We start from the raw sequence: 24,181 nt of genomic DNA on the forward strand, positions 1-24,181 counted from the left end.
ATCTTTTTATTTGCGATATAAAATAAGGGCGGAAAAACAGTAAAGCTGCTCGCCGTCTGGGTCGCACGCGGCCGAAACCGTATATTTGATATCAATCAGCTGCTCCTCCGATATCCCTTTTAAAAATGAATTGATTTCCGTCTGTAAGTCTTTTTCATGCTCTTCATCAAATACCGCTACCTTCAGCATTTTATCCGCTCTCCTTTCTCTATCAATCTATTCCGTTTGGAACAGCGTTATGATAGAGAAATGATGATTATCTCGTTTCCAGATAAAAAGCTTTCCGTATATGGGATTCCCTCTGTGGCTCGCCGCCTTGCTGCCCCACTTTCAGCAGCACGGCATAAACAATTCGCATATGGCAGTAGCTGATCAGGCTGACGCTGAAAAAAGGGACAATGCCGGGCAGGTACGCAAGCAAGAAAAAGAGAGCAACAGTCAGCGCAAGCATAGTAAGCGTATATTGCAAATACGCCACACTGAGCAAGAGCGAAAATTTCACATACAGACGTTTTTTCCAGTCAAAGTGGACGAGCAGCGGAAACACATAAAAAAGCATGGATACGAACAAAAAGCCAAATATCATAATGGCGAAGCGCAGGATGTGCAGAAGGAAATGACTTGGATAAATGAAGGCCAAATCAATATAAATGATCACTCCGATGAGCGCCAGAACAGCGCCGAGCAGATTTGAACGAAAAAATTCACCCTTGTATTCCTGCCAAAACGTTTTGAGCACGGGAACGTTGTCCTGCCCCTGAATCCACTTCCGCATGACAGCGAATAAAGCCGCGGTCGCGGGCATGATGCCAAACACACCGAGACCGAGCAACGTAAAAAACAGCCACAGCAAGTTTGTATACGCAAATCTCATGATCCATTCGCAAAAACGCAGCATCCGTCCCAGTGAGCCATCATGTTCCATGGCGCCCCCTCCTTTTTTGCATTATACATTCTGCATCTGAAAAAGCTCTTTCATGCCGATCGGCTTCTTTTCGGCAACCGAGCGCCACATTCCCTCACCAACCGCGATGGAGTAGGCTCCAGCTTCAGCCCCGGCTAAAATATCATAGCGGCGCAGCGGGTCTTTCCCTAAAAAAAGATCCTCAAGCAAAAGCGGATCACCTCCGCCATGCCCCCCTTCATTTTTGACTACTTGTATCGTCTGCTTTGATTCAAAAAGCGGATAGTATTCGATTGTCTGCTCAGGAAAAGCAAACGGAATTCTGGAAGGTTCGTGAAATTCATTTGATTCAATACGCCCTTTTGTGCCGTTGATCGTCAGCCGGTAGCCTTCATACGGGGCCGAAAAAACAATCGAGTAGCTTAACAGTGCGCCGCCATCATATTTGACTGCCGCCACGTACGTATCCTCGATGTCAATTTCCTCGTCAAAAATACACGCGTCAGGCCTGTATGCAGTATATAAGCTAGACTGGTCTCCTGCTTCGAGATGATCATCTTTTATAGAAGCTTTAGAGGAACGGGGATGCCACCTTGAATAGTAGTGGCATTTTTCTTTGACCCGGCACGTCCCGCAAAAACGCCCGTCTTCTTCCGGCAAGGGGTTCCACTCACTGTCCGGCCCATAGTAATTCAAGGCGCCATAAGCAAATACCTCTTCCGGATTTTGCCCGAGCCACCAATTAACGAGATCGAAGTGATGTGTTGATTTATGGACAGAAAGACCGCCGGAAAACTGTCTCGACCTGTTCCAGCGTTTAAAATAGCTGGCGCCATGATACGTATCAATATACCAATTTAAATCAACGGAGGTGACCCTGCCTATTTTTTCGTCCAGAATCATTTCTTTTATTTTCCGATGAAACGGGCTGTAGCGATAGTTAAACGCGACGGTGACTTTTCCTTCGCTTTTGGCCTCCGCTTCAAGCACCCGATTCGCATCCTGCACTGTTGTCACCATTGGTTTTTCAGTAATCACATCTGTATTCCACTGAAGGCTTTTTACAATATATGTGACATGCGTATCGTCCCTGCCTGCCACAATGACGATATCAGGCTTTGACACGCGCATCATCTCGTCAAAAGCATCTTCGCTAAACTCGGGCACGTGGGCCAGCTCGGGAAATTTCTTTTTGCAAACGGCAAAACGTTTCGGATCGGCATCCAGCAATCCCGTAATCTCATAATGAGTTGAAAACCGCTCCAACAGCGGTTTGATAAACATACTGAATGCTCTGCTGCTCAATCCGCAAAAGACGATGTTCTTCAATATCCTCACCTCTATCGGGCTTCAGTTAGTTGAGAAATCAACTGCAGCGCTTCCTCTGTTTTTTCAGCATACACAGGGATAAACGCCGCCATATCGCGATTCAATCGAAAAGAATAGCCGTTCAGCTGTTTTTTCCCTTTTTCGATCTGAACGGCATAGATCGTTTTTTCTCCTGTTTTATTATTAACAGTTGTATAAGGAGTTGTTTTTTCAGGAGGCAATCCGTTTAACGGCTGAAAATTTTCCGGATCATCGTAAGCTTGAAACATGTCTTCAGGCACGATGAAAACATCTCCCTCATGAGCGGTAATTTCAGTCAGCAGTTTTTCCTGAAAAGCTGGAAAGATATCGACCTTCCCGGCATTCTGCTCGGCGGCCTTTTTTATTTTTTCCTGTACGCCAGCCTGCATATCAGAAAAGAGAATGACATGCATTCCGTCCGGCCTGCTTGAGCACGATGCCAAAAAGAGCACTGAGACGATCACACACAAAGCCGTACGTATCCTTTTTGTCATTTCCCCGCTGACCTAAAAAGAGGCTCCAGCTCTGTCATAGCCAAAATAAACGCGCCGGCTCCGTGCAGGTCGTTTGTGCTTCTTTCGCGGCTGACATAATAGTCATAAAAACCGGCTGACGTTCCGACACATATGTCTTTGACGAGAAACGCGCCGTCTTCTGATGTTTCGGTTTTATGCTGAATCAAGCCTTGATACGCTTTTAGCAGTGTTGTTTCGTAAGCTCTGTCTAAATAGCCTTTATTGATTCCCTTCGCAAATGCGTACATGTACAGGCAGGATCCTGAGCTTTCCAGCCAGTTATCAGACCTGTCTCCCTTATCAACAATCTGATACCATAGCCCCGTCTCTTTGTCTTGATAGCAGCAGATGCTTTCCATCATGTCCTGCAGCGTGTTTTTCCACACATGACGGTTTGGATGCTTCTTCGGCAGCTCTTCAATCATGTCAGCAAGAGACATGACGTACCAGCCGATGGAACGTGCCCAAAATTCCGGTGAACAGCCTGTCTCTTCATTGGCCCAAGGCATTTTTTTCGCTTCATCCCAGGCGTGATAAAAGAGTCCGGTTTTTGCATCCTTCGTATGCTTTCTCATCAATGACTCCTGCAGCACGACCTGATCAAACAGCTCCGGCTCCTGCTTCAGATTGGCATATTTCAGTGCGAACGGCCCCCCCATGTATAAGCCATCAAGCCACATTTGGTAAGGATAACCGTCTTTGTGCCAAAAACCGCCCTCAGACGTCCGGTTCAGTGTTCCATATAAGCCGCGCAGCCTTTTTGCCGCTTTGGCATACCGTTCATCCTTCGTCTGCTCGTATAATGGAAAAAGAATGAGACCCGCTTGAATGGCATCCAGTTCATCTCTTCTAAATAATAGATTGCCATAATCATCGATTAAGAGATCTGCATAAGCCTTTGCATACTCAAAATACCGCTTTTCCCCGGTTGCTTCCCACAGCCGCAATACACCGCATAAGAAAACACCCTGGTGGTAGTGCCAGCGGTTTGCAGGAGGCAGCTCCTCGACTGTGTACGTATTCATAATGGTTTTTGCCAATGCCTCCGCGTACGTAAGAGGCGATTTTACAGCGATTGATTGATCCATTGATCCCATCCCTTTCTTAATAAATTCCTTCCTCGCCAAATTTCTTCGCCAAACGATTCGCAAGCATGACCAAAATCAGCCCGACCGCCGCTTTAAATACGCCGACTGCTGTACTGTAGCTGAATTGGCCCTGTTTCAGCCCTGCAGTATAAACATACGTATCAAAAATTTCCGCCACTTCCCTGTTAGTCGCATTTAACAGCAAATACACATGCTCGAAGCCAAGCTCCAGCGTGTCTCCGATTTTCAAAATCAGCAAAACGACGATAACGCTTTTAATGGCGGGCAGCGTAATATGCCACATTTGCCGCAGCCGTCCCGCTCCGTCCATTTTCGCCGCTTCATACAGCTGGGGGTCAACCGCTGTAATGGCCGCCAGATAAATGATCGTCGACCAGCCCGCTTCCCTCCAGATAACCTGAAGAATATACAGGGGCCGGAACCATTCTTCGTTCAGCAGAAAATTGATTTTTTCACCGCCAAAAAACACAATCAGTTCATTAATCAAGCCTCCGTCTACCGTTAAAAGCACAAACGAAAGCGATACAACAATGACCCAAGACATAAAATGCGGGATATAAATCAGCGTCTGAACAAATTTTTTAAAGAGAGCAATCCGCACTTCGTTCAATAGAAGCGCCAGCAGTATCGGCACCGGGAAAAATATGGCCAGGTTCAAAGCAAATAACACGAGCGTGTTTTTTAACAAGAGAAAAAATGTAGGCTCAGTAAACAGCCTGATAAAATGCTTCAGCCCCACCCACTCACTGCCCAAAATGCCGAGGAACGGCTGATAATCCTGAAACGCAATCACAATTCCCCACATCGGGACATACTTAAAAAGCAAAAAATAAATACACCCCGGCAAAATCATCAAGTACAAATATTTTTGCTGAATCAGCTTGATTAGTAAGCGCTTTCTTTTTTCTTTTTTAAAAATGACTGTATCAACAGCCGGCGCTTGCGCTTCTGCTGTTTTCATTTTTTCCCAGCCTCCTTTCACGGGTTCTTGCATTCACTGTAGCGCAGAGGTAAAAGTCCGTCTACAATCATATGATCACATCCTGTTTTATCCCTTTATAATCAAAGGTTCAGGAGGTCCACCTGAAAAAAAGACACCGATATTAGAAAATGATTATTGACAATATCTATCAATCTTTGGATTAATTGTATTAAGGTGAAGTGGATGTTATGAAATGGGGGGTTTTATGAAAAGAAGCCAATACAAGTTTTACTACAAACTGATTACGTTTTTCTGCCTGCTCAGCACCATTCCGGTTATTTTGGTCGGATTGTTTTCGTACGAGCACTCTCAGAAAACGGCTATTTCCAACGTTTCAGAGGAAAAATTCGACACACTCCAGCAGACCCAGCAAAGCATCGAGCATATATTGAAAACCGTCGATCACTCTTTAACCCACTATGTGAGTTCGCCGCCTCTCCTTCGCACATTGTCCGAGCCTTTGCACTCAGACCAATTCCAAATCTATAACCAAGTGAACCAAGAGCTCAATTATCTGCAAAGCTTTGATACCGATCTGTCCAACATGACGTTAGTCAGTTATACGAAAAAATGGTACATGAACAATTCTGGTTTGTACCGTTTGAATACAGATACTCTTCATGAAGCAGCCTCAGCATACACGAAACACAAAGCGAGCCGTTCCTATTGGACGCTTGAGGAAAACAATCATTTGATTTCAACCAAAGAAGGCACATCAGAAAACTGCCGCTACAATATCAATTTAATTAAGCAGCTTCCTTTGAACAGCACAAATACAAAGGGATTGGCCGCCGCAAGCATCCCGAGCTGCTCGCTTGTCAAAAATATGCCTGGCTATTCAAACGCCAACAACCTGTTTATCATCGATGAAAAAGGCCGCATCATCCTTCATAACAATATGTCTGACGTTGGTGAAACTCTTCATAACGACGGCTTTGTCCAAAAAGTGCTGGCGCAAACCGCCAATAGCGGACAGTTTGAAACAGTTATTAACCGGATTCATTATAAAGTCACCTATCAAAAATCTGACTATAATACATGGACTTATTTTTCTCTCGTTTCCCTGCCTGAGCTAAAAAAAGAAGCCAAATCAATCGGCTGGATCACTTTTGCAGTATGCCTTATTTTGTTAACGCTTTCATTATTGTTCTCCTGGCTGGGCTCCCGCCATTTTTACAAGCCGATCAGGGTGCTTTACGAATCATTCGCAAGACATGGAGCCATACAAGAGAAACAACAGCCTCCTCAAAATGAATTTGAGTTAATTGAACAGAGCTTTAAGCAGCTGAAGGACAGAAATGACGACCTTGAAGAAACGATGAAGCAGCAGGCCACTCACCTGCAGCAATATTTTATGGTCAGGCTTATGCTCGGAAAACTGACGGATGAGGAGGTTGATAACCGTTTTGAAAGCCTCGGTTTAAAGCAAAATTGGCGACACCTTGCCTTGCTTGTGCTCCAAATTGACACACTGAATCATACGCCTTATGAGAAAAAAGATATGGATCTGCTTTTGTTTGCCGTCAACAGCCTGATTGAGCGCAGCATCCCGACGGACAAACATCTTGCCCCCGCCGTAGTTGACAAACAGCAGGCGACGATTTTGATCAACCAAAGCGGGACAAAAGAAGAATTCATAGCTGAGCTGAATGAGACTGCAAGGATGATTCAGGAAAAAGCGGAAGCTGAGCTGCAGCTGTCTGTCAGCATCGGCATCAGCCAGCCGTTTGATGTGCTGACAAAAGCGAAAACAGCCTATGCGGAAGGCTCAGAAGCGTTGAAATACCGGCTTAAAGCGGAAAACAAGTCGATCATCTTTTACGAAGACCTTGACCAGAAAAAAACCTTCAAAACCCATTTTCCAAAGCAGCTTCAGCATGAGCTGTTCGATGCCGTTAAAGCAGGAGACAAGGAGAAAGCGGATAAATGCCTGCACGCGATTTTGCAAGCCATTTTCACCCAGAACACCAACCCGTATCAATTTCAAATCGCCATCGCCCGTTTTTTGAACCATGTGATTGAGCTGATGCATGTGCTTGGGATCGAATTGTTTGAGCTTGAAGAAAACAAAATGCTGTATGACCAGATTTTCGAGCTGAAAACGTTCGAGGATACCGAAAACTGGCTCAAAAATGAGTTTATTGACCCGATGACAGACAAAGTGAACGCCCGCGCGGATGCCCAGTACAAAAATATTTCCGACAACATCATTCATATCATCCACCATGAGTTTGAATCTGAATTGACACTGGATGAAATCGCACGCAGGCTCCATTACAACCCAAACTATTTAAGCAGCATTTTCAAAAAAGAAATGGGTATTTCATTCAGCGAGTATGTCTCAAGCTACCGACATCATATGGCGAAAAGCTGGCTTGCCGAAACCGACATGGCGGTCAAGGACATTGCCGAAAAGCTGAAATATAAAAACTCCCAAAACTTCATCAGATCATTTAAGAAGCTGGAAGGGATTACACCGGGAAACTACCGCCAGCAAAAAAGAAGCATGTAAAAAAGAAGCATGTAAAAAAGAAGCATGTAAAAAAGAAGCATGTAAAAAAGAAGCATGTAAAAAAGAAGCATGTAAAAAAGAAGCATGTAAAAAAGAAGCATGTAAAAAAGAAGCATGTAAAAAAGAAGCATGTAAAAAAGAAGCATGTAAAAAAGAAGCATGTAAAAAAGAAGCATGTAAAAAAGAAGCATGTAAAAAAGAAGCATGTAAAAAAGAAGCATGTAAAAAAGAAGCATGTAAAAAAGAAGCATGTAAAAAAGAAGCATGTAAAAAAGAAGCATGTAAAAAAGAAGCATGTAAAAAAGAAGCATGTAAAAAAGAAGCATGTAAAAAAGAAGCATGTAAAAAAGAAGCATGTAAAAAAGAAGCATGTAAAAAACCCAAAACCGCTTGCGCGTTTTGGGTTTTTCCAATGTTATTTTGCTTGTTTAAACGCTTCTTCGTATTCCTGAATAATTTGTTTTCCTCCGCTTGACTCCCATTTTTCCACTTCTTTATCGAACTGGCTTTCTGTGATGTCTCCAATCATATATTTGTAGGTCGCGTCATCAATGATTTTCTTCAGTTCGTCACCCCGTTCCGACTCCGATGCGGAATACAGGCTTTCAGCCGGGTTTGAGACGATAATCTTTTCATTGTCCTCGGTCAGCTCCTCGTACGCCGTCCGAAGCGGATCTCCAGTGTTTTTTAAGTAGGCTTTATCAATGGCAATTAAAGCGGACAGCGGCTGAATATCAGTCTGCCAGTCTTTTACCTGGCTTTCTTTGCGTGTAAACGTTTTGTCCTCACCTTTGTTGTAATGAACGCCGTCAATGCCATAAGTCATCAGGCTATAGACATCTTCTTCGGCAATTCGGTCAAAAAACGCCAAGATCCGTTTAAGCTCAGCTTCCGTTTTCACACTCGTTTTCGGGAAAGCAAACACGCCGTTATGGCCTCCTGATGCCCATACCCGCTCTTTCCCATCTGGGCCTTTTATGCGGTTGATGATCTCGAGCTTCATCGATTTATCAGAGGCATGGTCGCGCAGATTGACCGCATCTACCATATTGCCAATATAAATTCCGGCTTTTCCTTGAGAAAACAGCTCCTGCTGCTGGGTTTTGCTTGTGACGGGAAAATCCTTATTCATATACCCGTTATCACGCAGCTTTTTCATATAGTTCATCGTGTCTTTGTATTCCTGTGTCATGAAATCAGGCGTGAATTTGCCGCCCGATTCCTTCCAATCTGTCGGCATGCCTTCATACGAGCCAATCGTTTTAAACGCGCCGTAAATCAAGTCATTACGGTCTGCCAGCCCGATCGTATCATCTTTCCCATCCTTGTCCGGGTCGTCCTCCGTAAATGCTTTGGCCACTTCATAAAGCTCATCCAACGTTTTCGGGGTTTTCAAATTTAAATTGTCCAGCCAGTCCTTCCGAATGACGATCCCCTGTCTGGAAAGCGGGCGCTCTCTGTATATCCCGTAGAGCTTGCCGTCAATTGTCACATTTTTATTAATGAGTTTGTTCATTTTGTTTAAGTTGGGATAATCCTTGATATAATCGCCGATTTCCCAAAACATTCCTGACCGAAAGGCATTCATGACTGACGAATTTTTAATATCCTGGATGGTCACGATTTGCGGAAGATTCCCGGCTGCAAGCGCTGCATTCAGCCTGTCTTCTTTCACCGCGTCTGGAACCCAGGTGATGTCGAGTTCTGTATTTGTCAGCTTTTCAATTTCTTTAATCGCCCTGTCTTTCGGCGGCTGCTGGTGATACAAAATCGCCATCCAAGACAGCTTTACCTTTGAATCTGGGCCAGCTTTGCCTTCAGCCGAAGACTGATCAGTTCCTTTACAGCCCGCCAGCACTCCGCCGAGTGCCAGTACAAGCACAATCAAAAGCACCCTCCATTTGTTTCCCATCGTACCCCTCCGTTTCATATTTCTTTATCCTTTGACAGATCCCAGCAAAGCTCCTTTTGCAAAATGCTTTTGTATAAACGGATAGACAAGCAGAACAGGGATGGTCGCCACCACTATGACCGCCATTTTAATGGTTTGCTCAGGCGGCGGGCTGCCCGACCCCATTTCAGACATATCCCCCTGCATACCGCTTGATACAATGACGATTTGGCGCAGAAGAACCTGAATCGGCCATTTTGCTGAATCATTTAAGTACAAGATCGCTGTCATATACGTGTTCCAATACGTGACCGCATAAAATAGTGAAATCGTTGCGATCGCAGGAAGAGACAGCGGCAGCACAATTTTAAAGAATATGCCCAGATCATTGCACCCATCAATTTTCGCGGACTCTTCCAGGCTTGATGGGATATTTTGAAAGAAGTTTTTCAGAATGATCAGGTTAAAGGCATTAATGGCTGTCGGCAAAATAAGCGCCCAGTAAGAATCGAGCAATCCAAGCGATTTGACCACAAGGAAAGTCGGAATCATGCCGCCGCTAAACAGCATCGTAAATACGACGAGAAACATGAGCGGCTGCCGGCCGATTAAATCACGGCGGGATAACCCGTAAGCCATCAGTGACGAAAGAAACATGCTGACCGCAGTGCCTATCACTGTCACAAACACAGAAACAAGCAAACTCTTATAAATAATATCTGTTGAAAAAATGTAGCGATAAGCATCTAGCGAAAAAGTGGTCGGTATTAAAATAAATGTTTTCGACACGACTTCTTCTACTGTGGCGAAGGATGCTGCGATGACATGAATGAACGGAAGTACGCATATTAAAGCGAACATCAGCAAGAAACCATAAATCAACATATCAAACAGACGGTTTTTCAGTGAATGTGCGATAGCTCCCACCTCTCTTTGTAAGCGTTATCATATTTTGGAAACCGAGCTCAGCATGTGACGATATCGTGTCTAAAATGTAGCAAATCTGTGATTGCCATGTCTATAATCATTTGAACAGTGTCCCCGGCCGGGCGGGGGCTGCCGCGAATTGAGACCGATAACAAAAGAAAAAGAGCATAATCTTAGAAAATGATTATGCTCCGTTCTCCTCCTCGTTCAGAAGTTCAGCCGTATTGATTTGTGGCGAAAACCCAAGTTCATTCACGGCAGATTCAATGGACCATGGCCGGCCCGGATTATCAGAGACGGCGTAATAAGTGCCGTACCGGATATTGGTCTCAATGGCGGCTTTGAAAATCGACAGCAGATCGGGGTGAGAAAGCAGTGTCTTTTTCGTCCGTTCTTTTTCATGCAGCGTATCCATTTCATCTGTGACGACTGTTCCGATTCGCAGGTTGATTACTGATAGCTTATTTTCCAAATAAAACAAATGGCCGATCTGTTCAGAGGTCAGCTTTAATACACCGTACAAGTTTTTTGACAGCGGATAATCGCTTGTTGTGATTTCCCGTCCTAAGAGCGAGCGCCCGTCTTTTTCGTAGACATCTGTGACATGATTACTGCTGGCGAACACGAGCTTTTGAATGCCGAGCTCCGCTGCCGCACGGCACAGATAATAGCTTGCCCTATAGAAAACATCCGTCATTTTTTCAAACTCAGCGATGTCCATAATATCGTATTTGATTTTAACAGCGAGTAAATTCAAGATGACATCCGTATCTTTTGGAATCTTCTTCAACAGCTCCTCATAATTTGCCGCGTCAGCCTGAATGGAAGAGGCTTTGCCATCGAAATGATCTTTATCAAGCACTGTCACTTCATAGTCTGAAATAAGCCCTTCAGCAAGCAGTCTCCCAATCACACCATTTCCGCCGGCGATCAGCACTTTTTTCACTATGTTCACTCCCCTTTTTTATAGATTGCCCATTTTCGGCGGGGCTGACACTTTTTTGGCACTCACATTCTTAGGCTTATTCAAAAGTCACCGGCAGCTCCTCAAGCGCCCGAAATCCAAAAAGCGGTCGATACCGCCATTCAAAATCCGCGAGCTTAAGGCTGGGCATTCGCTGCAGAAGGGTGTTAATCGCAATTTGCGCTTCTAATCGTGCCAGCGAGGACCCTAAGCAAACATGATGGCCATGCCCGAATGAAAGATGCGGATTAGGACTTCTCGTAATATCGAAGACATCGGGGTTCGTGAATATGCTAGGGTCTCGATTAGCCGCTCCTAACAAAAGATAGACTTGCTCTCCTTGACGGATCGTCACCCCGCAGATGTCAATATCCTCTGACGCAACTCTGGCTGTCATTTGCGTGGGGCTTTCATAGCGTAAACATTCCTCGACTGCGGTACCAATAAGATCTGGATTTTCTCTTAGTTTCAAAAGCTGTTCTGGATGCTCAAGCAGACAAAGGACTGAATTGCTGATGAGATTGACCGTTGTCTCATGTCCGGCGATCGCCAGCAATATGCACGTAGATGCCGCTTCCTCTTCCGTCAGCTTATCCTTTTCTTTCCCCTTCAAGAGCATGCTGATCATATCCTGTTGAGGGTGGCGTTTTCGCTCTTGAATCAGCTCTCTGAAATATGCCATAGCCTGCACAGCCATATGATTGCCCTCTGTTAATGCCTTTCTTGACCGGGTAAAATCAATCGTTTGAATGAGACTCCCAGCCCACTCCTTTAATTGCTCCCTATCTTCCTCCGGTACACCTATAATGTTAGCTATGACACAGCTTGCTAAAGGAAAAGCAAAGTCCGAAATGACCTCCATCTTTTTTTTACCTTGCACTTGATCAAGCAATTGATGGACAGTTTCAATGATATACGGCTGATAACTCTCTGTCGCTCTCGGCGTAAATGCTCCGCTGGCAAGCGTCCGCAATCGTCTATGATCAGGCTGGTTCTGAAACAGCATCATTTGATTTTGTACATGTGAAAGGTCCTGATATTTGGTTGAGCTCTCAGGCAGCGGGGTGCGGACTTTGAATCTCGCATCTTTCAAAATAGCAGCCGTTTCTTCATATCCTGTGACATACCAGCCCGGATATTTTAAGAAACTCCCTTTATAGATAGGATGAACAGCTCGCAATGTGTCGTAAAAAGAATATGGGTTTTTCAAAAACTCAGAAGATGCAGTTGATGATGCAATTGTCACGTGATTTTCTCCTTTCTGTTCAAAAATAAAAGCAATCGACATCATACCGATTGCTTTTATTGATTCTTTCAGCTTTTCGCACTTAAACTGGCCTTCATTTCTTCGACTGATTCAACTTCAAAGCCTAAATCACTCAGCATTTTATGATCCTCCGTCTCCTCTTGCCCGGCAGTTGTTAAGTAGTCTCCGACAAAAATGGAGTTTGCGGCGTAAAGCCCTAATGGCTGCAATGAGCGGAGATTGACCTCTCTTCCTCCGGAAATGCGAATTTCTTTTGATGGATTGATAAAACGGAACAGCGCCAGCACTTTTAAACAATACAGCGGGTTTAATTCGTTGACGCCTTCTAACGGCGTGCCATCAATTGCATGCAAAAAATTCACCGGAATGGAATCGGCGTCAAGAGCCTTCAAGCTTTTGGCGATGTCAATGACATCCTGTTTCGTCTCCTTCATCCCGATAATGGCGCCTGAACACGGAGACAGCCCCGATTCTTTTGCGATTTCAACCGTATTGACTCTGTCATCGTATGTATGTGAGGTCGTGATGTTTGAATGGTTTCTCTGTGACGTATTCAAATTATGATTATAGCGGTCTACTCCGGCATCTTTGAGACGCTTCGCCTGCTCTGGCTTCAACAGTCCAAGACATGCACAAATCTTCAGTCCATACGTCTCTTTAATTTCCTGAACCGCATCTACGACCTGATCCACTTCTCTGTTAGACGGCCCTCTGCCGCTGGCCACGATACAATATGTGCCGATATTCAGATCGTGCGCCCGCTTCGCGCCTTCAAGCAGCGTTTCCTTATTCACCATCCGGTAAGACTCAATCGGCGCTTTCGAAATCGCAGACTGTGAACAATAGCCGCAGTTTTCCGGGCAGAGCCCAGATTTCGCATTCATAATCATATTGAGCTTTACTTTTTTTCCGTAAAAGTGTTTTCTGATGTGAAAAGCCCCGTGCATTAATAGCAAAATATCTTCATCAGGACAATGTAATATTGAAAGCGCCTCTTCGTCAGTCACTTCTGCTCCAGCCAGCACCCGGTCTGCGAGTTCCATCCATTGATTCATTCTCATACCCCCACTTGATTCATCAGTAATGATAGATTGATATGGTCTTTTACCATATGTAGAACCGTTTCTTTCGTCACGTTGGCAAGCTTTGGCGTAACCCCTAAAATCGGCACACCGCATAAGCGCTCAATCATCTCAGGATTGGTTTTTTCATCTTCATCAGGAGAGTCACTGATTCCATTGATGATAATTCCGGCGATTGGAAGCCCCATGCTTTCTGCATATTTGACAGTTAAAAAGGTATGATTAATGGTTCCAAGGCGAGGACGCGCCACAATAATCATGGGAAGCTGCAACGCTTTTATGACATGACTGACCAAATAGTCCTCTCCCAATGGCACAGAAATACCGCCTGCACCTTCTACGATGAAGCATTCATGTTTTTCTCTAATCCGCCCCCAATGGCTTAAAACCTCTTCCATGGTGACAGTCTTTCCCTCAAGTTTCCCTGCAACGTATGGTGCAAGCGGCGCCTTGAAGGCAAAAGGCGTAATGTCTTCATGAGAAAGACTGGTCTGCGACATATCTTTCAGCAAACTTGTATCACTATCTGGATGATGGCGCGATATCCCGCTTAAAAATGGTTTATACACCCCGACATCTCTATTATGTTCTCGCAATAAAGCGGCGATTCCGCTGGATATAACCGTTTTCCCTACTTCTGTATCAGTTCCCGTCACAAAAAAACCCCTCAAATGATATGCAGCTCCTTTCCGATTGAATGAAATGTTTTCAGCAAATCATCAATATCACCCATACTGTGGTCAGACGTGATTGTAATTCGAATACGGCTTTCACCCGGCGCAACGGTCGGCGGCCGAATGGCAGGAGCATAAATTCCCTTGCCCTGCAGTTTTTCAGCAAATATGACCGTTTTATGGGCATCGCCAATGACTACAGGAATAATCGGTGTGTGATCTCCTTTCACCACATACCCCATATTCATCAGACTGGTTCTGATCGTACTGATATAAGAAAATAAAAGCTGTCGTTTTTCCCTGCTGGCTTCAATGATGTTGAAAGCCTCATGAGCAGCCGCACAGCTGGCTGGCGGAATAGCGGTTTGAAAGATAAATGTTCTGGCATGGTTCAGCAAAAAGTCGATGAAGACCGCTGATCCTGCCGCAAAACCTCCTTCCGCGCCAACAGCTTTGCTTAAGGTGCCGATCACAATGTCGGGACAAACACCAAAGTATTCACTCGTTCCTCCTCCCGAATCGCCCAAAACTCCTGTTGCGTGGGCATCATCAACGACCACGAAGGCATGATAGCGTTTCGCAAGTGAGATGATCTGATCAAGAGGGGCGATTGTGCCATCCATGCTGAATACCCCGTCTGTTACGATAAAACGGCGCTGATAACGCTGTGTTTCATTCAGCTTGTTTTCAAGATCATTCATATCAATATGCCGATAAACAACTGTATCAGCCTTAGAAAGTCGGCAGCCGTCGATCATACTTGCATGATTGAGCTCGTCACTTAAAATGACATCTTCCTTTTCTGGCAAGGATGAAAGGAGACCGACATTGGCCAAGTAACCGCTCGAAAACAGCAGGGCCGCTTCTGTCCGTTTAAAGCTGGCAATCTTCTTTTCTAACTTTTCATGCCAGACCGAATTGCCTGTCGTTAAACGTGAACCGCTGCTTCCTGTCCCAAATTGCTGCAATGCTGTTTGGGCTGCATCGATCAAACGTCTATCGCTTGCGAGCCCTAAATAATTGTTTGAGGACCAGACCGTTTGATTTTCGCCATCAATGTTCCGCTCTGGAACCGGCGCTCCATCCATTGACCGCAGGTTACGATGTACGCCGGCTTCTTTCATTCTGTCTAACCGCTTGTTCAACCAGGAATCAATCTTCAAGGCTCGTAACCTCGTGGATTGCTTGTTTCATAATGGCAACCATTTCCGTGAGCTCCTCAGCTGTGCTGGCGAGAGGAGGCAGAAATGCAATCACGTCCCCAAGCGGCCTTGTCAGCATTCCTAACTCTCTCATTTTTAAGGAAACTTTGTATCCAATCCGCCGATCAGCCGGGTAAGGTTCTTTGGTTTCCTTTGACCGGACAAGCTCTGCACCGCACATAAATCCAAGCTGCCGAATATCCCCAACATGAGGAAGAGCGTGCAGATCTTGAAGAAGAAAATGGAGCTTTTTACTTTTTTCCGCTACTTGTTCCACAATGTTTTCAGATTCAAATAATGCCAGATTTTCAAGCGCAACCGCACAGCCAAGCTGATTGCCTGTATAGGAATGGCCATGGAAAAAGGTTTTTAGGTTTTCATAATCATCATAAAATGCCTTATAGATGTCTTCAGTGGCAAACGTAACGGCAATTGGCAAATAGCCTCCTGTAATGCCTTTACCGGCAGCCATCAGATCAGGCTGGACATTCTCGTGCTCGCACGCAAACATTTTTCCTGTACGGCCAAAGCCTGTAGCGACTTCATCAACGATCATTAAGACATCGTATGTTGTACATAGCTCGCGCACGCCTGCCAAATATCCTTCCGGCATCACGATCATACCGGACGCGCCTTGTACCATTGATTCAATGGAAAGCGCGGCAATTTCCTCATGATGTTCCTCAAGCAGCTGTGCAAGCTCTCGGAGGCACTGATCACGGCACTCATCAGGATCACCGCTTTCAGAACGATACACATAAGGAATCGGGGCCTTGTAACTCTCGAACATCAACGGGCCGTATACGTGGTGAAAAAGCTCAATTGAACCGACACTGACGGCGCCAATCGTATCACCGTGATACCCGTTTTTCATTGCGATGAATTTTTGTTTCTCGGGCTTCCCGATGTTCTTCCAATACTGAAACGCCATTTTTAGGGCTATTTCCATCGCTTCTGCGCCGCTGTCTGAATAAAAGACCCGCGTGAGCTTTTTTGGGCTGATGTCGATTAATGTTTCGGCAAGCTGGGTTGCTGGAACATTGGTCATGCCCAATAACGTGGAGTGCGCAATTTTTCCGAGCTGTTTTTTTATGGCGTTATCTAGTTCTTTTTTGCGGTGTCCGTGGACATTAAGCCAAACTGATGAAAAACCGTCATAGTATTCCTTGCCATTTATGTCTTTGACTTTGATTCCAGTCCCGCTTTCGATGATTAAGGGGTTTTCATCATAATCTTTCATTTGGGTAAATGGCAGCCAGAGGTGCTTTTTACTTTTTTCTATCAAATCATGAGTCATAATCTTCCTCCCACTCTATTAAAATAGGCTGCTTCTCCAGATCATGTATGTACGTGTTTACATCATTGGATCCATCAATAAAAAAGACTCGGCAGCCTTCTTCAGTCCCGTATTCTTTCATTGCTGTAATACGCTGATAGCCCATTTTCTTACCCGCAACATAGCCTGTTATGTAATCCGGATCGTCCGACCAGCATAATTCTGCAACGGCTGCCGGGTGCCGGCTTACCTTTGAAGCGAGCGCAAGGGCCTCTTTTATTCTTGAATGAGCTGGCACGTGACTGTGAAGCGCCCATTTTTCAAAATTAGCGTCCGGCCAATCCATTCTGGAGACCCGCACCCCTTTTTCTTTTGTTTGATCCATTCGCTTTCCTGTATGAATATCAAACAACACCGCACCCCTGACATCTGACCATTCAGGGATTTGTTCATATGCTTTTTCAATCACGTCTCGTGAAACGCCTTCTTTTTCCAATAACAATCGGGCAAGCTTTTGTCCTTCTTCCGGGCAGCTCACTTCATTCGTATGCACAGGCAATGGCTGAATGGTTTTTATCGATTCATGTACCTCTTCAAATTGAATTTGCATAAAATCAGGTTTTCCTCTTGAATGGGATAACCCTTTTTCTAATAAAGCATTGACTGTATGCTTCATCTCATGGAAAGGAATAAGCCGTTCTCCGCCGGATATATGCTTTCCGCCGTCTTCATGAGACCCATTCATAGAAGCCCTCATTCTGACACTATAAAAAGTTTCTTCTTGCATCATTTCTCGCCCTTTCACTGATAACTGAAGAACGTGTAGTGCTTCTCTCCTTAATTGTTAACCAATTATATTTTAAGGTTAACAATTAGAATATATTATTCTCTCCTGTTTCTGTCAATAGAAGAAAGCATCGATTTATGGCAGTTGGTTAAAAGGAAACAAAAAGACCGTTTTTACACAAAACGGTCTTTTTCGATTTCTTTTAACAGTCACAGCCACTTTTGCAAAAACCGGACAGCTTCATGCCTCATAACTGCTGTTTCGAAATGTCCAGAAGCAGAACGGACCACTCGGTAGCAATCAGCAGCTCCCTGTCCAGCATAGACAGCTGTCAATTCTTTTTCGATTTTGTCCACGCCCTCGGCCGGCGTTAACCGGTCGTGTACACCAACAAGACTAAGGTGCGGGCGCGGCGCGATCAGGCTTTGGATCTCCGATGCGGAAAAATGCTTTGCAAGCGATGGGACGTAATAATAAAAGCCGTGCCTGTCAAGATTCTGTGTTTTGATCAGCACATGATGATCCACCTGGCTGCACAAATCCACACACACCTTAATCCGGTCATCGAGCGCCGCTGTCCACCACGCCATCAAACCTCCCATAGACATGCCGATGGTTCCGATCCTGTCAGGCTGAACATCAGAGCGTGACTGCATATAGTCCAACGCACTTAAACTGTCATAAATCATCATCCCCCACATCACTTTTCCGGTGAGAAGCATTTCTTTAAATATCTCACTTTCCGCTTTCCCCCGCCGATCTCCAAATCCCCAATGATCAATCGCAAGAACGCCGTATCCGAGAGAAGTAAGCTCATCAGCAAAAGAAGGCGCTTTCAAATAATCCGCTCCCTCAATCAGCTCACTTTTTCCCCTATCATACTGGCCCCCATGCGAATGCTGAAACAATACGGCTGGGCACGGTCCTTCTGTTTTCTTCGGCTTCACAAAATAAGCGGGTACCTTTTCATGTCCATTTAAATCGAGCAGGAGCGTTTCAACAATATTTTCTTCTCTTTCTTCAATACGTAATGTCTCAACACTGATTGGCCTCCGATCAGGCAAATCTCCAAGCAATCGAAACAGTTGCTTTCTTCTTTCGGCTCTCATCCCATCACCCTTCCTTATTCGCTTACTTCACATTTACGAGACAGATCTGGGTTCCCCTTTATTTTTCCAACATAAATCACATCATTTACTAAATATTTAGTAAATATAACGAAATATTCCGAAAACAATTATTGTAACCGCTTACTTTCATATGATAGTATCAATTTATCAAAAACAGATGAGTTAATATTTTACTAAATAGATGAGAGGGATACCCATGGTTCGTATTAAAGATATCGCCTTGAAAGCTAAAGTTTCCAGCGCAACTGTGTCCAGAATTTTAAATGAAGATGAGTCGCTTTCTGTTGCGGGCGAAACGAGACAAAGAGTCATCAACATCGCTGAAGAGCTTGGTTATCAAACCGTTGCCAAACGCCGAAAATCCCGCGGGCAAAAACAGCGGGCTCAGCCGCTGATCGGTGTGCTGAGCTGTCTGTCCCCTGATCAGGAAAGGCAGGACCCTTATTTTTCTTCCATTCGGAAAGGGATTGAAAAGGAATGCTTTGAACAGGAAATTTTCATTACAAATTCGATTCATCTCGGCTCCTTTCAGGAACATATCTTTCGGGAATTGGATGGTGTCATTGTCATCGGCCGTGTTCATGATGAAGCGGTTAAGCATATCAGCGGGAGGCTGGAGCATGCCGTATTTATCAATCATTCACCAGATCCGCAAGCATACGATTCGATTGGCATCGATTTTGAATCGGCTTCACGCCAGGCGATTGATCACCTTTTCGACTTAGGCTACAAACGGTTAGGCTACATTGGCGGACAAGAAAAAGAGCATACGCTGAAGGACGGCCAAAGCATTCGCAGAACGATTGAAGATAAACGCCTGACCGCTTTTTTGGAGTCAGCCGCCCCCCAGCCTGAGCATGTGCTGATCGGAGAATACAGCATGCGTGAGGGCTATCGCCTGATGAAGAAAGCAATCGATCAAGGCCATCTGCCGGAAGCATTCTTTATTGCCAGTGATTCTATGGCGATCGGCGCATTAAAAGCGCTGCAGGAAGCCGGACTGCAAGTGCCGCGGGATACTGCAATCGTCAGCTTTAACGGCATTGAGGAAGCTGAATTTGCCAGCACGCCTTTAACGACGGTGAAGGTATACACAGAGGAAATGGGCCGGACAGGCGTAAAACTGCTGCTTGACCGTCTCAATGGCCGAACGCTTCCTCACCATGTCACCCTGCCCACAACATTAATTGTAAGACAAAGCTGCGGATGTATAGCAAAGGAGGTGACATAAGCAAAGATTCATCATGATGATAAGGAGGAAAAGATGAAACACACTTTTGTTTTATTTCTCTCTTTTATTCTGCTTGTTCTGCCCGGGTGTTCAGCAGAGAAAAGCTCAGCAGATACCGCAAAAAAGACGTTAACCATTTATTCTACAATGTCAACCGACAGTGAAAGAGATACGTTCAGAAAACTAGCGGCAGCATTCGAAAAGGAACACAGTGACATTCATGTCAGCCTTCATTTCCCAGGCAATGACTATGAAAATATGATGCGTGTCAGAATGGCGGCCAATGATTTGCCAGATCTATTCGATACACATGGCTGGGGGAAAATCAGGTACGGTGAATATACAGCCGATCTCCGGGATATGGAATGGACTCAAGATCTTGATCCCAATTTAAACAGCATCCTCAAAAATAAAAGCGGAAAGGTGTATGCCTATCCGATCAATCAGGCAAAAGACGGTCTGGCGTATAACCGCAATATTTTAGACCGTTACGGCATTGCTCCGCCGGAAACCATGGATGACTTTATCAAAGCACTGAGAACGATTAAAGAAAAGAGCAAGGGAAGCATTGTTCCCTTCTGGTTTGCCGGCTATGACAAAAGCTCATTCGCTCAATATTACGACCAATTCGCTACACCTCTTCTCATCACAGACCCTGCCCATAATGAAAAAAAACAGCTCATCAACGGCACTTTTCAATGGAGTAAATTCACTTATTTATCAGAAATCCTCAAACAAATGCAGAAAGAAAAATTGATCAATATCGACGCCGTCACGGCAAAAAAATCACAGCTCATTGAATTAATGGCCCAAAACAAAATCGCCTTTACAATGCAAGGCGGCACACTCGGCCAAGACGTTGCCCAGATCAACCCGAACGTCAAGGTCGGCATTATCCCGACACCTGCCATCCATCCCGGTGATGACCCGATATGGATCGGCGGTGAACGCTACACCCTTGCAGCATGGAAAGATTCGCCTCAATTAAAAGAGGCAAAAGATTTTATCGCATTTATGGCCCGCCCGGCCAATGCCAAACAAATGGCTGAAGCCACATCGCTTCCTTCAGGGCTGACCAATGTGAAAGCTGATATTTTCTACGCAAACGATTATGAGCATTATCAAGATGTCAAAGTCGAGCCTTACTTCGACCGTTTATACTTGCCAAACGGAATGTGGGATGTCCTAGGCACGGTTGGGCAGGAGCTCGCGGCTGACATTTTGGCGCCTCAAGACATTTCGCAGAAGCTGGGAAGAGAATATAAACGACTCCGGGAGCAATCGGAAATACAGGGAGCTGAAAACAATGAGTGAGATCGCAAGGGACGTTCATGTGAAACAGGTTAAGCCAAAAAAGCAGTCCTCACTTTGGTGGATGTACATTCCTGCTTTGCTCTCCGTTCTGGTCTTTATGATTTATCCGTTTGTGAAAGGCACATTGATTACCTTTACAAACTGGAACGGCTTTTCACAAGTCTACCAATGGGTTGGATTCGCGCAATATGAAAGGCTGTTTTCTGATCCTGACACTTGGCACATCTTAAAAAACACTCTGCTTTACGGGCTTGGCAGCACTTTTTTTCAAAATGTGGTCGGGCTTCTGTACGCTCTGCTCTTAAATCAAAGCATTAAAACGAAAGCGGTAACAAGAACAATTGTGTATTTGCCGGTGATGATCAGCCCGCTCATTATGGGCTACATTTGGTACTTTTTCTTCTCCTATGACGGAGGCGCGCTCAACGATTTGCTCGGGGTCTTCGGCATCAGCCCTATTAATGCGCTCGCCAGTCCATCGCTCAATCCATGGATCATTGTCATGATTAACACCTATCAATATGTCGGGATCGCTATGGTTGTCTACTTAGCCGGTCTGCAAAGCATTCCAAGAGATTACTATGAAGCGGCGCAAATGGATGGCGCGAAACAAGGCCAGCAGTTTTTTACCATCACGCTGCCGCTGTTAATGCCCTCCATTACCATTAATATGGTCATCAACATTATCGGAGGCTTAAAGCTGTTTGACGTCATCATTGCACTCACCGCCGGCGGCCCCGGAAATGCGTCACAATCCATGTCCACGTTTATGTATGATTTGTATTTCAAACGGCAGGATGCCGGCTATGCCGCAACGCAAGGCATATTTATGGCATTTGTCATTTTGATCATCAGCTTTTGCGCGCTTGCGTACTTTAAAAGAAAGGAGACGGAAATGTCATGAGAGCCGCCCGTACAAAAAGCATGCGGATCATTACACTTCTTGCAGCCATTGTGGCCTGTGCGCATTTTATTCCTTTTTATATCCTGCTGACCACTTCATTGAAAGCAAAAGGAGACTACAGTTCGAAATGGATATTTCCATCCGACATCTCCTTTCATAATTTTTCAGAGGCGTGGGAGCGCGCTTCGCTAGGAAACTCTTTTATAAACACCATGATCATCACAGGTTTTTCTGCCTTGTTATTAATTATATTCGGCTCACTCGCCGCCTACCCGCTTGCCCGGCGGGAAACGAAACTGAATAAAGCTGTTTTTGTCTTGTTGATTTCCATTATGATCATCCCTCCGTTAACGTCCATGGTTCCTTTGTACCGAATGGTCGTGGACGCCGGAATGGTCAATACACACGCAATCGCCATTTTCATCAATACAGCGGCTTACATGCCGTTAACCGTATTCTTATATTCAGGCTTTATCCGATCGACCATTCCAAAAGAGCTTGAAGAAGCCGCAAGAATTGACGGCGCAGGCATGCTGAAAATCTTTTTTACGATTGTGTTTCCTCTCCTGAAGCCGATCACTGCGACCATCTGTATTATTTCTTGTGTCTTTATTTGGAACGACTATCAATTTGCCATTTTCTTTTTACAAGATCAAAAGGTTCAGACATTAACAGTAGCCATGGCAGGTTTTTTCGGAGAAAACGCAAACAACCTTCATTTAGTTGCCGCAGCGGCACTTATGGCAATGCTGCCGATGGTTGTTCTGTTTTTGGCGCTGCAAAAATACTTTATTGCCGGCCTGTCTTCCGGAGCGGTAAAGGGTTAACATTAAAGGAGGAAGCAATATGAAAAAGATTACATTTATCGGTGCAGGGAGCACGATTTTCGCCAAAAATGTTTTGGGAGACTGCCTGTTAACAGAGGCACTGAATGGATTTGAGTTCGCTCTTTACGACATTGATCCCAAACGCCTGCAGGAATCCCAGCTCATGCTCGAAAATCTAAGAGACCGTTATAACCCAAGTGTGGCCATCAACAGCTATGATGACAGAAAACTCGCCTTGCAAAACGCAGGCTATGTCATCAATGCGATTCAGGTTGGAGGATACAAACCGAGCACAGTCATCGATTTCGAGATTCCTAAACGGTATGGGCTGCGCCAGACGATCGCCGATACAGTCGGCATCGGCGGGATATTCAGATCTCTCAGAACAATCCCGGTCTTATTTGATATCGCAAAAGATATGGAGGAAATGTGCCCTGACGCATGGTTCTTAAACTATACAAATCCAATGGCCACCCTTACAGGCGCCATGCTCCGCTATACCAATATCAAAACAATCGGGCTCTGCCACAGTGTTCAAGTGTGCACGAAGGATTTATTTAAAGCTCTCGGAATGGAGCATGACGGAATTGAGGAACGCATCGCAGGAATCAATCATATGGCTTGGCTTTTGGAAGTCAAAAAAGACGGCACAGATTTATATCCAGAAATCAAAAGGAGAGCGAAAGAAAAACAAAAAACAAAGCATCATGATATGGTGCGGTTTGAATTAATGGATAAGTTCGGCTATTATGTCACGGAATCGTCCGAACATAACGCAGAGTATCACCCATACTTTATTAAACGGAATTACCCTGAACTGATCAGCGAGCTGCAAATCCCGCTCGACGAATATCCGAGAAGGTGCGTCAAGCAAATTGAAAATTGGGAGAAAATGCGGGATGATATCGTCAATAATAAAAACCTTACGCACGAACGCTCAAAGGAATATGGTTCAAGAATTATAGAAGCAATGGAAACAAACGAACCATTCACCTTCGGAGGAAACGTCTTGAATACAGGGCTGATCACCAACCTTCCTTCAAAAGCGGTTGTGGAAGTGACATGCGTCGCCGACAGAAAAAAAATTACACCGTGCTTCGCCGGAGAACTGCCTGAGCAGCTTGCCGCCTTAAACCGGACGAATATTAATACACAGCTGATGACAATCGAAGCGGCTGTCACACGGAAAAAAGAAGCGGTTTACCAAGCTGCAATGCTTGATCCGCATACAAGCGCGGAGCTTTCCATGAAGGACATCATCTCCATGTGCGACGATTTATTTGCAGCACACGGCGATTGGCTTCCGGAATACAAATAAAAACTAGGGGACCGC

The 24,181-nt window shown here is 45.0% G+C and carries 23 protein-coding genes; 6 read left to right on the plus strand and 17 right to left on the minus strand.

Annotated features, from left to right (window positions below):
- Positions 1-6 precede the first annotated feature (6 nt).
- From MKX71_RS15335 to rmgP, 6 genes are all read right to left on the minus strand, one after another.
- Positions 7-189, minus strand: a complete 183-nt coding sequence (locus MKX71_RS15335; protein WP_003223398.1) for a sporulation protein Cse60 — start codon at positions 187-189, stop codon at positions 7-9.
- A 67-nt stretch (positions 190-256) separates the two neighbouring features.
- Complete coding sequence (locus tag MKX71_RS15340) at positions 257-925, minus strand: YesL family protein (RefSeq protein ID WP_187001867.1); 669 nt, start codon at positions 923-925, stop codon at positions 257-259.
- Positions 926-946: 21 nt separating this feature from the next.
- Positions 947-2,233, minus strand: coding sequence for a Gfo/Idh/MocA family oxidoreductase (locus tag MKX71_RS15345; protein ID WP_339231288.1), 1,287 nt, complete (start codon positions 2,231-2,233; stop codon positions 947-949).
- An 11-nt stretch (positions 2,234-2,244) separates the two neighbouring features.
- A complete protein-coding gene (gene rmgS / locus MKX71_RS15350; RefSeq protein ID WP_339231289.1) occupies positions 2,245-2,748 on the minus strand; it encodes a rhamnogalaturonan transport/degradation protein RmgS in 504 nt (167 codons plus the stop codon).
- Positions 2,745-3,866: an unsaturated rhamnogalacturonyl hydrolase gene (gene rmgQ, locus MKX71_RS15355; RefSeq protein ID WP_144483400.1), complete on the minus strand. Its 1,122-nt coding sequence runs from the start codon at positions 3,864-3,866 to the stop codon at positions 2,745-2,747. Before rmgQ ends, rmgS begins: the two co-directional genes overlap by 4 nt.
- Before the next feature lie 7 nt (positions 3,867-3,873).
- Positions 3,874-4,839, minus strand: a complete 966-nt coding sequence (gene rmgP / locus MKX71_RS15360; protein ID WP_029946384.1) for a polygalacturonan/rhamnogalacturonan ABC transporter permease — start codon at positions 4,837-4,839, stop codon at positions 3,874-3,876.
- A 214-nt stretch (positions 4,840-5,053) separates the two neighbouring features.
- Between rmgP and MKX71_RS15365 the strand changes: the two genes are divergently transcribed.
- Positions 5,054-7,372, plus strand: coding sequence for a helix-turn-helix domain-containing protein (locus MKX71_RS15365; protein ID WP_144528892.1), 2,319 nt, complete (start codon positions 5,054-5,056; stop codon positions 7,370-7,372).
- Here MKX71_RS15365 and MKX71_RS15370 read toward each other — a convergent pair.
- The 11 genes from MKX71_RS15370 to MKX71_RS15420 form a co-directional block, all read right to left on the minus strand.
- Complete coding sequence (locus tag MKX71_RS15370; protein ID WP_339231291.1) at positions 7,310-7,756, minus strand: hypothetical protein; 447 nt, start codon at positions 7,754-7,756, stop codon at positions 7,310-7,312. The genes MKX71_RS15365 and MKX71_RS15370 overlap by 63 nt on opposite strands.
- A 31-nt stretch (positions 7,757-7,787) precedes the next feature.
- Positions 7,788-9,284 (minus strand): extracellular solute-binding protein, encoded by a 1,497-nt coding sequence (locus MKX71_RS15375; RefSeq protein ID WP_044052476.1) that lies wholly within the window; start codon positions 9,282-9,284, stop codon positions 7,788-7,790.
- A gap of 24 nt (positions 9,285-9,308) precedes the next feature.
- Positions 9,309-10,169 (minus strand): carbohydrate ABC transporter permease, encoded by an 861-nt coding sequence (locus MKX71_RS15380; protein ID WP_015251420.1) that lies wholly within the window; start codon positions 10,167-10,169, stop codon positions 9,309-9,311.
- A 205-nt stretch (positions 10,170-10,374) separates the two neighbouring features.
- On the minus strand, positions 10,375-11,136 hold the full coding sequence (locus MKX71_RS15385; protein ID WP_041351158.1) for an NAD(P)-dependent oxidoreductase: 762 nt from the start codon (positions 11,134-11,136) through the stop codon (positions 10,375-10,377).
- Positions 11,137-11,212: 76 nt separating this feature from the next.
- On the minus strand, positions 11,213-12,400 hold the full coding sequence (gene bioI / locus MKX71_RS15390; RefSeq protein WP_339231293.1) for a biotin biosynthesis cytochrome P450: 1,188 nt from the start codon (positions 12,398-12,400) through the stop codon (positions 11,213-11,215).
- A 68-nt stretch (positions 12,401-12,468) separates the two neighbouring features.
- Positions 12,469-13,476, minus strand: coding sequence for a biotin synthase BioB (gene bioB / locus MKX71_RS15395; protein ID WP_017695470.1), 1,008 nt, complete (start codon positions 13,474-13,476; stop codon positions 12,469-12,471).
- Between the two features lie 2 nt (positions 13,477-13,478).
- On the minus strand, positions 13,479-14,174 hold the full coding sequence (gene bioD / locus MKX71_RS15400; protein ID WP_015251416.1) for a dethiobiotin synthase: 696 nt from the start codon (positions 14,172-14,174) through the stop codon (positions 13,479-13,481).
- Complete coding sequence (bioF, locus tag MKX71_RS15405; RefSeq protein ID WP_339231294.1) at positions 14,171-15,340, minus strand: 8-amino-7-oxononanoate synthase; 1,170 nt, start codon at positions 15,338-15,340, stop codon at positions 14,171-14,173. Before bioF ends, bioD begins: the two co-directional genes overlap by 4 nt.
- On the minus strand, positions 15,330-16,676 hold the full coding sequence (gene bioA / locus MKX71_RS15410; protein WP_086344216.1) for an adenosylmethionine--8-amino-7-oxononanoate transaminase: 1,347 nt from the start codon (positions 16,674-16,676) through the stop codon (positions 15,330-15,332). The genes bioF and bioA overlap by 11 nt, the downstream gene beginning before the upstream one ends.
- Complete coding sequence (gene bioW, locus MKX71_RS15415; protein ID WP_167408372.1) at positions 16,666-17,442, minus strand: 6-carboxyhexanoate--CoA ligase; 777 nt, start codon at positions 17,440-17,442, stop codon at positions 16,666-16,668. Before bioW ends, bioA begins: the two co-directional genes overlap by 11 nt.
- Positions 17,443-17,651: 209 nt before the next feature.
- Positions 17,652-18,551, minus strand: a complete 900-nt coding sequence (locus MKX71_RS15420) for an alpha/beta hydrolase (RefSeq protein ID WP_327847037.1) — start codon at positions 18,549-18,551, stop codon at positions 17,652-17,654.
- A gap of 217 nt (positions 18,552-18,768) precedes the next feature.
- Between MKX71_RS15420 and MKX71_RS15425 the strand changes: the two genes are divergently transcribed.
- From MKX71_RS15425 to melA, 5 genes are read left to right on the plus strand one after another with little or no spacing between them, the layout of a single operon-like run.
- A complete protein-coding gene (locus MKX71_RS15425) occupies positions 18,769-19,803 on the plus strand; it encodes a LacI family DNA-binding transcriptional regulator (protein ID WP_015251411.1) in 1,035 nt (344 codons plus the stop codon).
- Between the two features lie 33 nt (positions 19,804-19,836).
- A complete protein-coding gene (locus tag MKX71_RS15430) occupies positions 19,837-21,117 on the plus strand; it encodes an ABC transporter substrate-binding protein (RefSeq protein WP_032730360.1) in 1,281 nt (426 codons plus the stop codon).
- Positions 21,110-22,021 carry a sugar ABC transporter permease gene (locus MKX71_RS15435; RefSeq protein ID WP_029318280.1) on the plus strand — a complete coding sequence of 304 codons (912 nt, stop codon included), beginning with the start codon at positions 21,110-21,112 and terminating at the stop codon, positions 22,019-22,021. The genes MKX71_RS15430 and MKX71_RS15435 overlap by 8 nt, the downstream gene beginning before the upstream one ends.
- Positions 22,018-22,848 (plus strand): carbohydrate ABC transporter permease, encoded by an 831-nt coding sequence (locus MKX71_RS15440; protein WP_029318281.1) that lies wholly within the window; start codon positions 22,018-22,020, stop codon positions 22,846-22,848. The genes MKX71_RS15435 and MKX71_RS15440 overlap by 4 nt, the downstream gene beginning before the upstream one ends.
- A 19-nt stretch (positions 22,849-22,867) precedes the next feature.
- Positions 22,868-24,166: an alpha-galactosidase MelA gene (melA, locus tag MKX71_RS15445; RefSeq protein ID WP_003246000.1), complete on the plus strand. Its 1,299-nt coding sequence runs from the start codon at positions 22,868-22,870 to the stop codon at positions 24,164-24,166.
- Positions 24,167-24,181 lie beyond the last annotated feature (15 nt).

It is taken from the genome of Bacillus sp. FSL M8-0071, from assembly GCF_037975455.1.
GTDB classification, from domain to species: Bacteria; Bacillota; Bacilli; order Bacillales; family Bacillaceae; genus Bacillus; species Bacillus subtilis.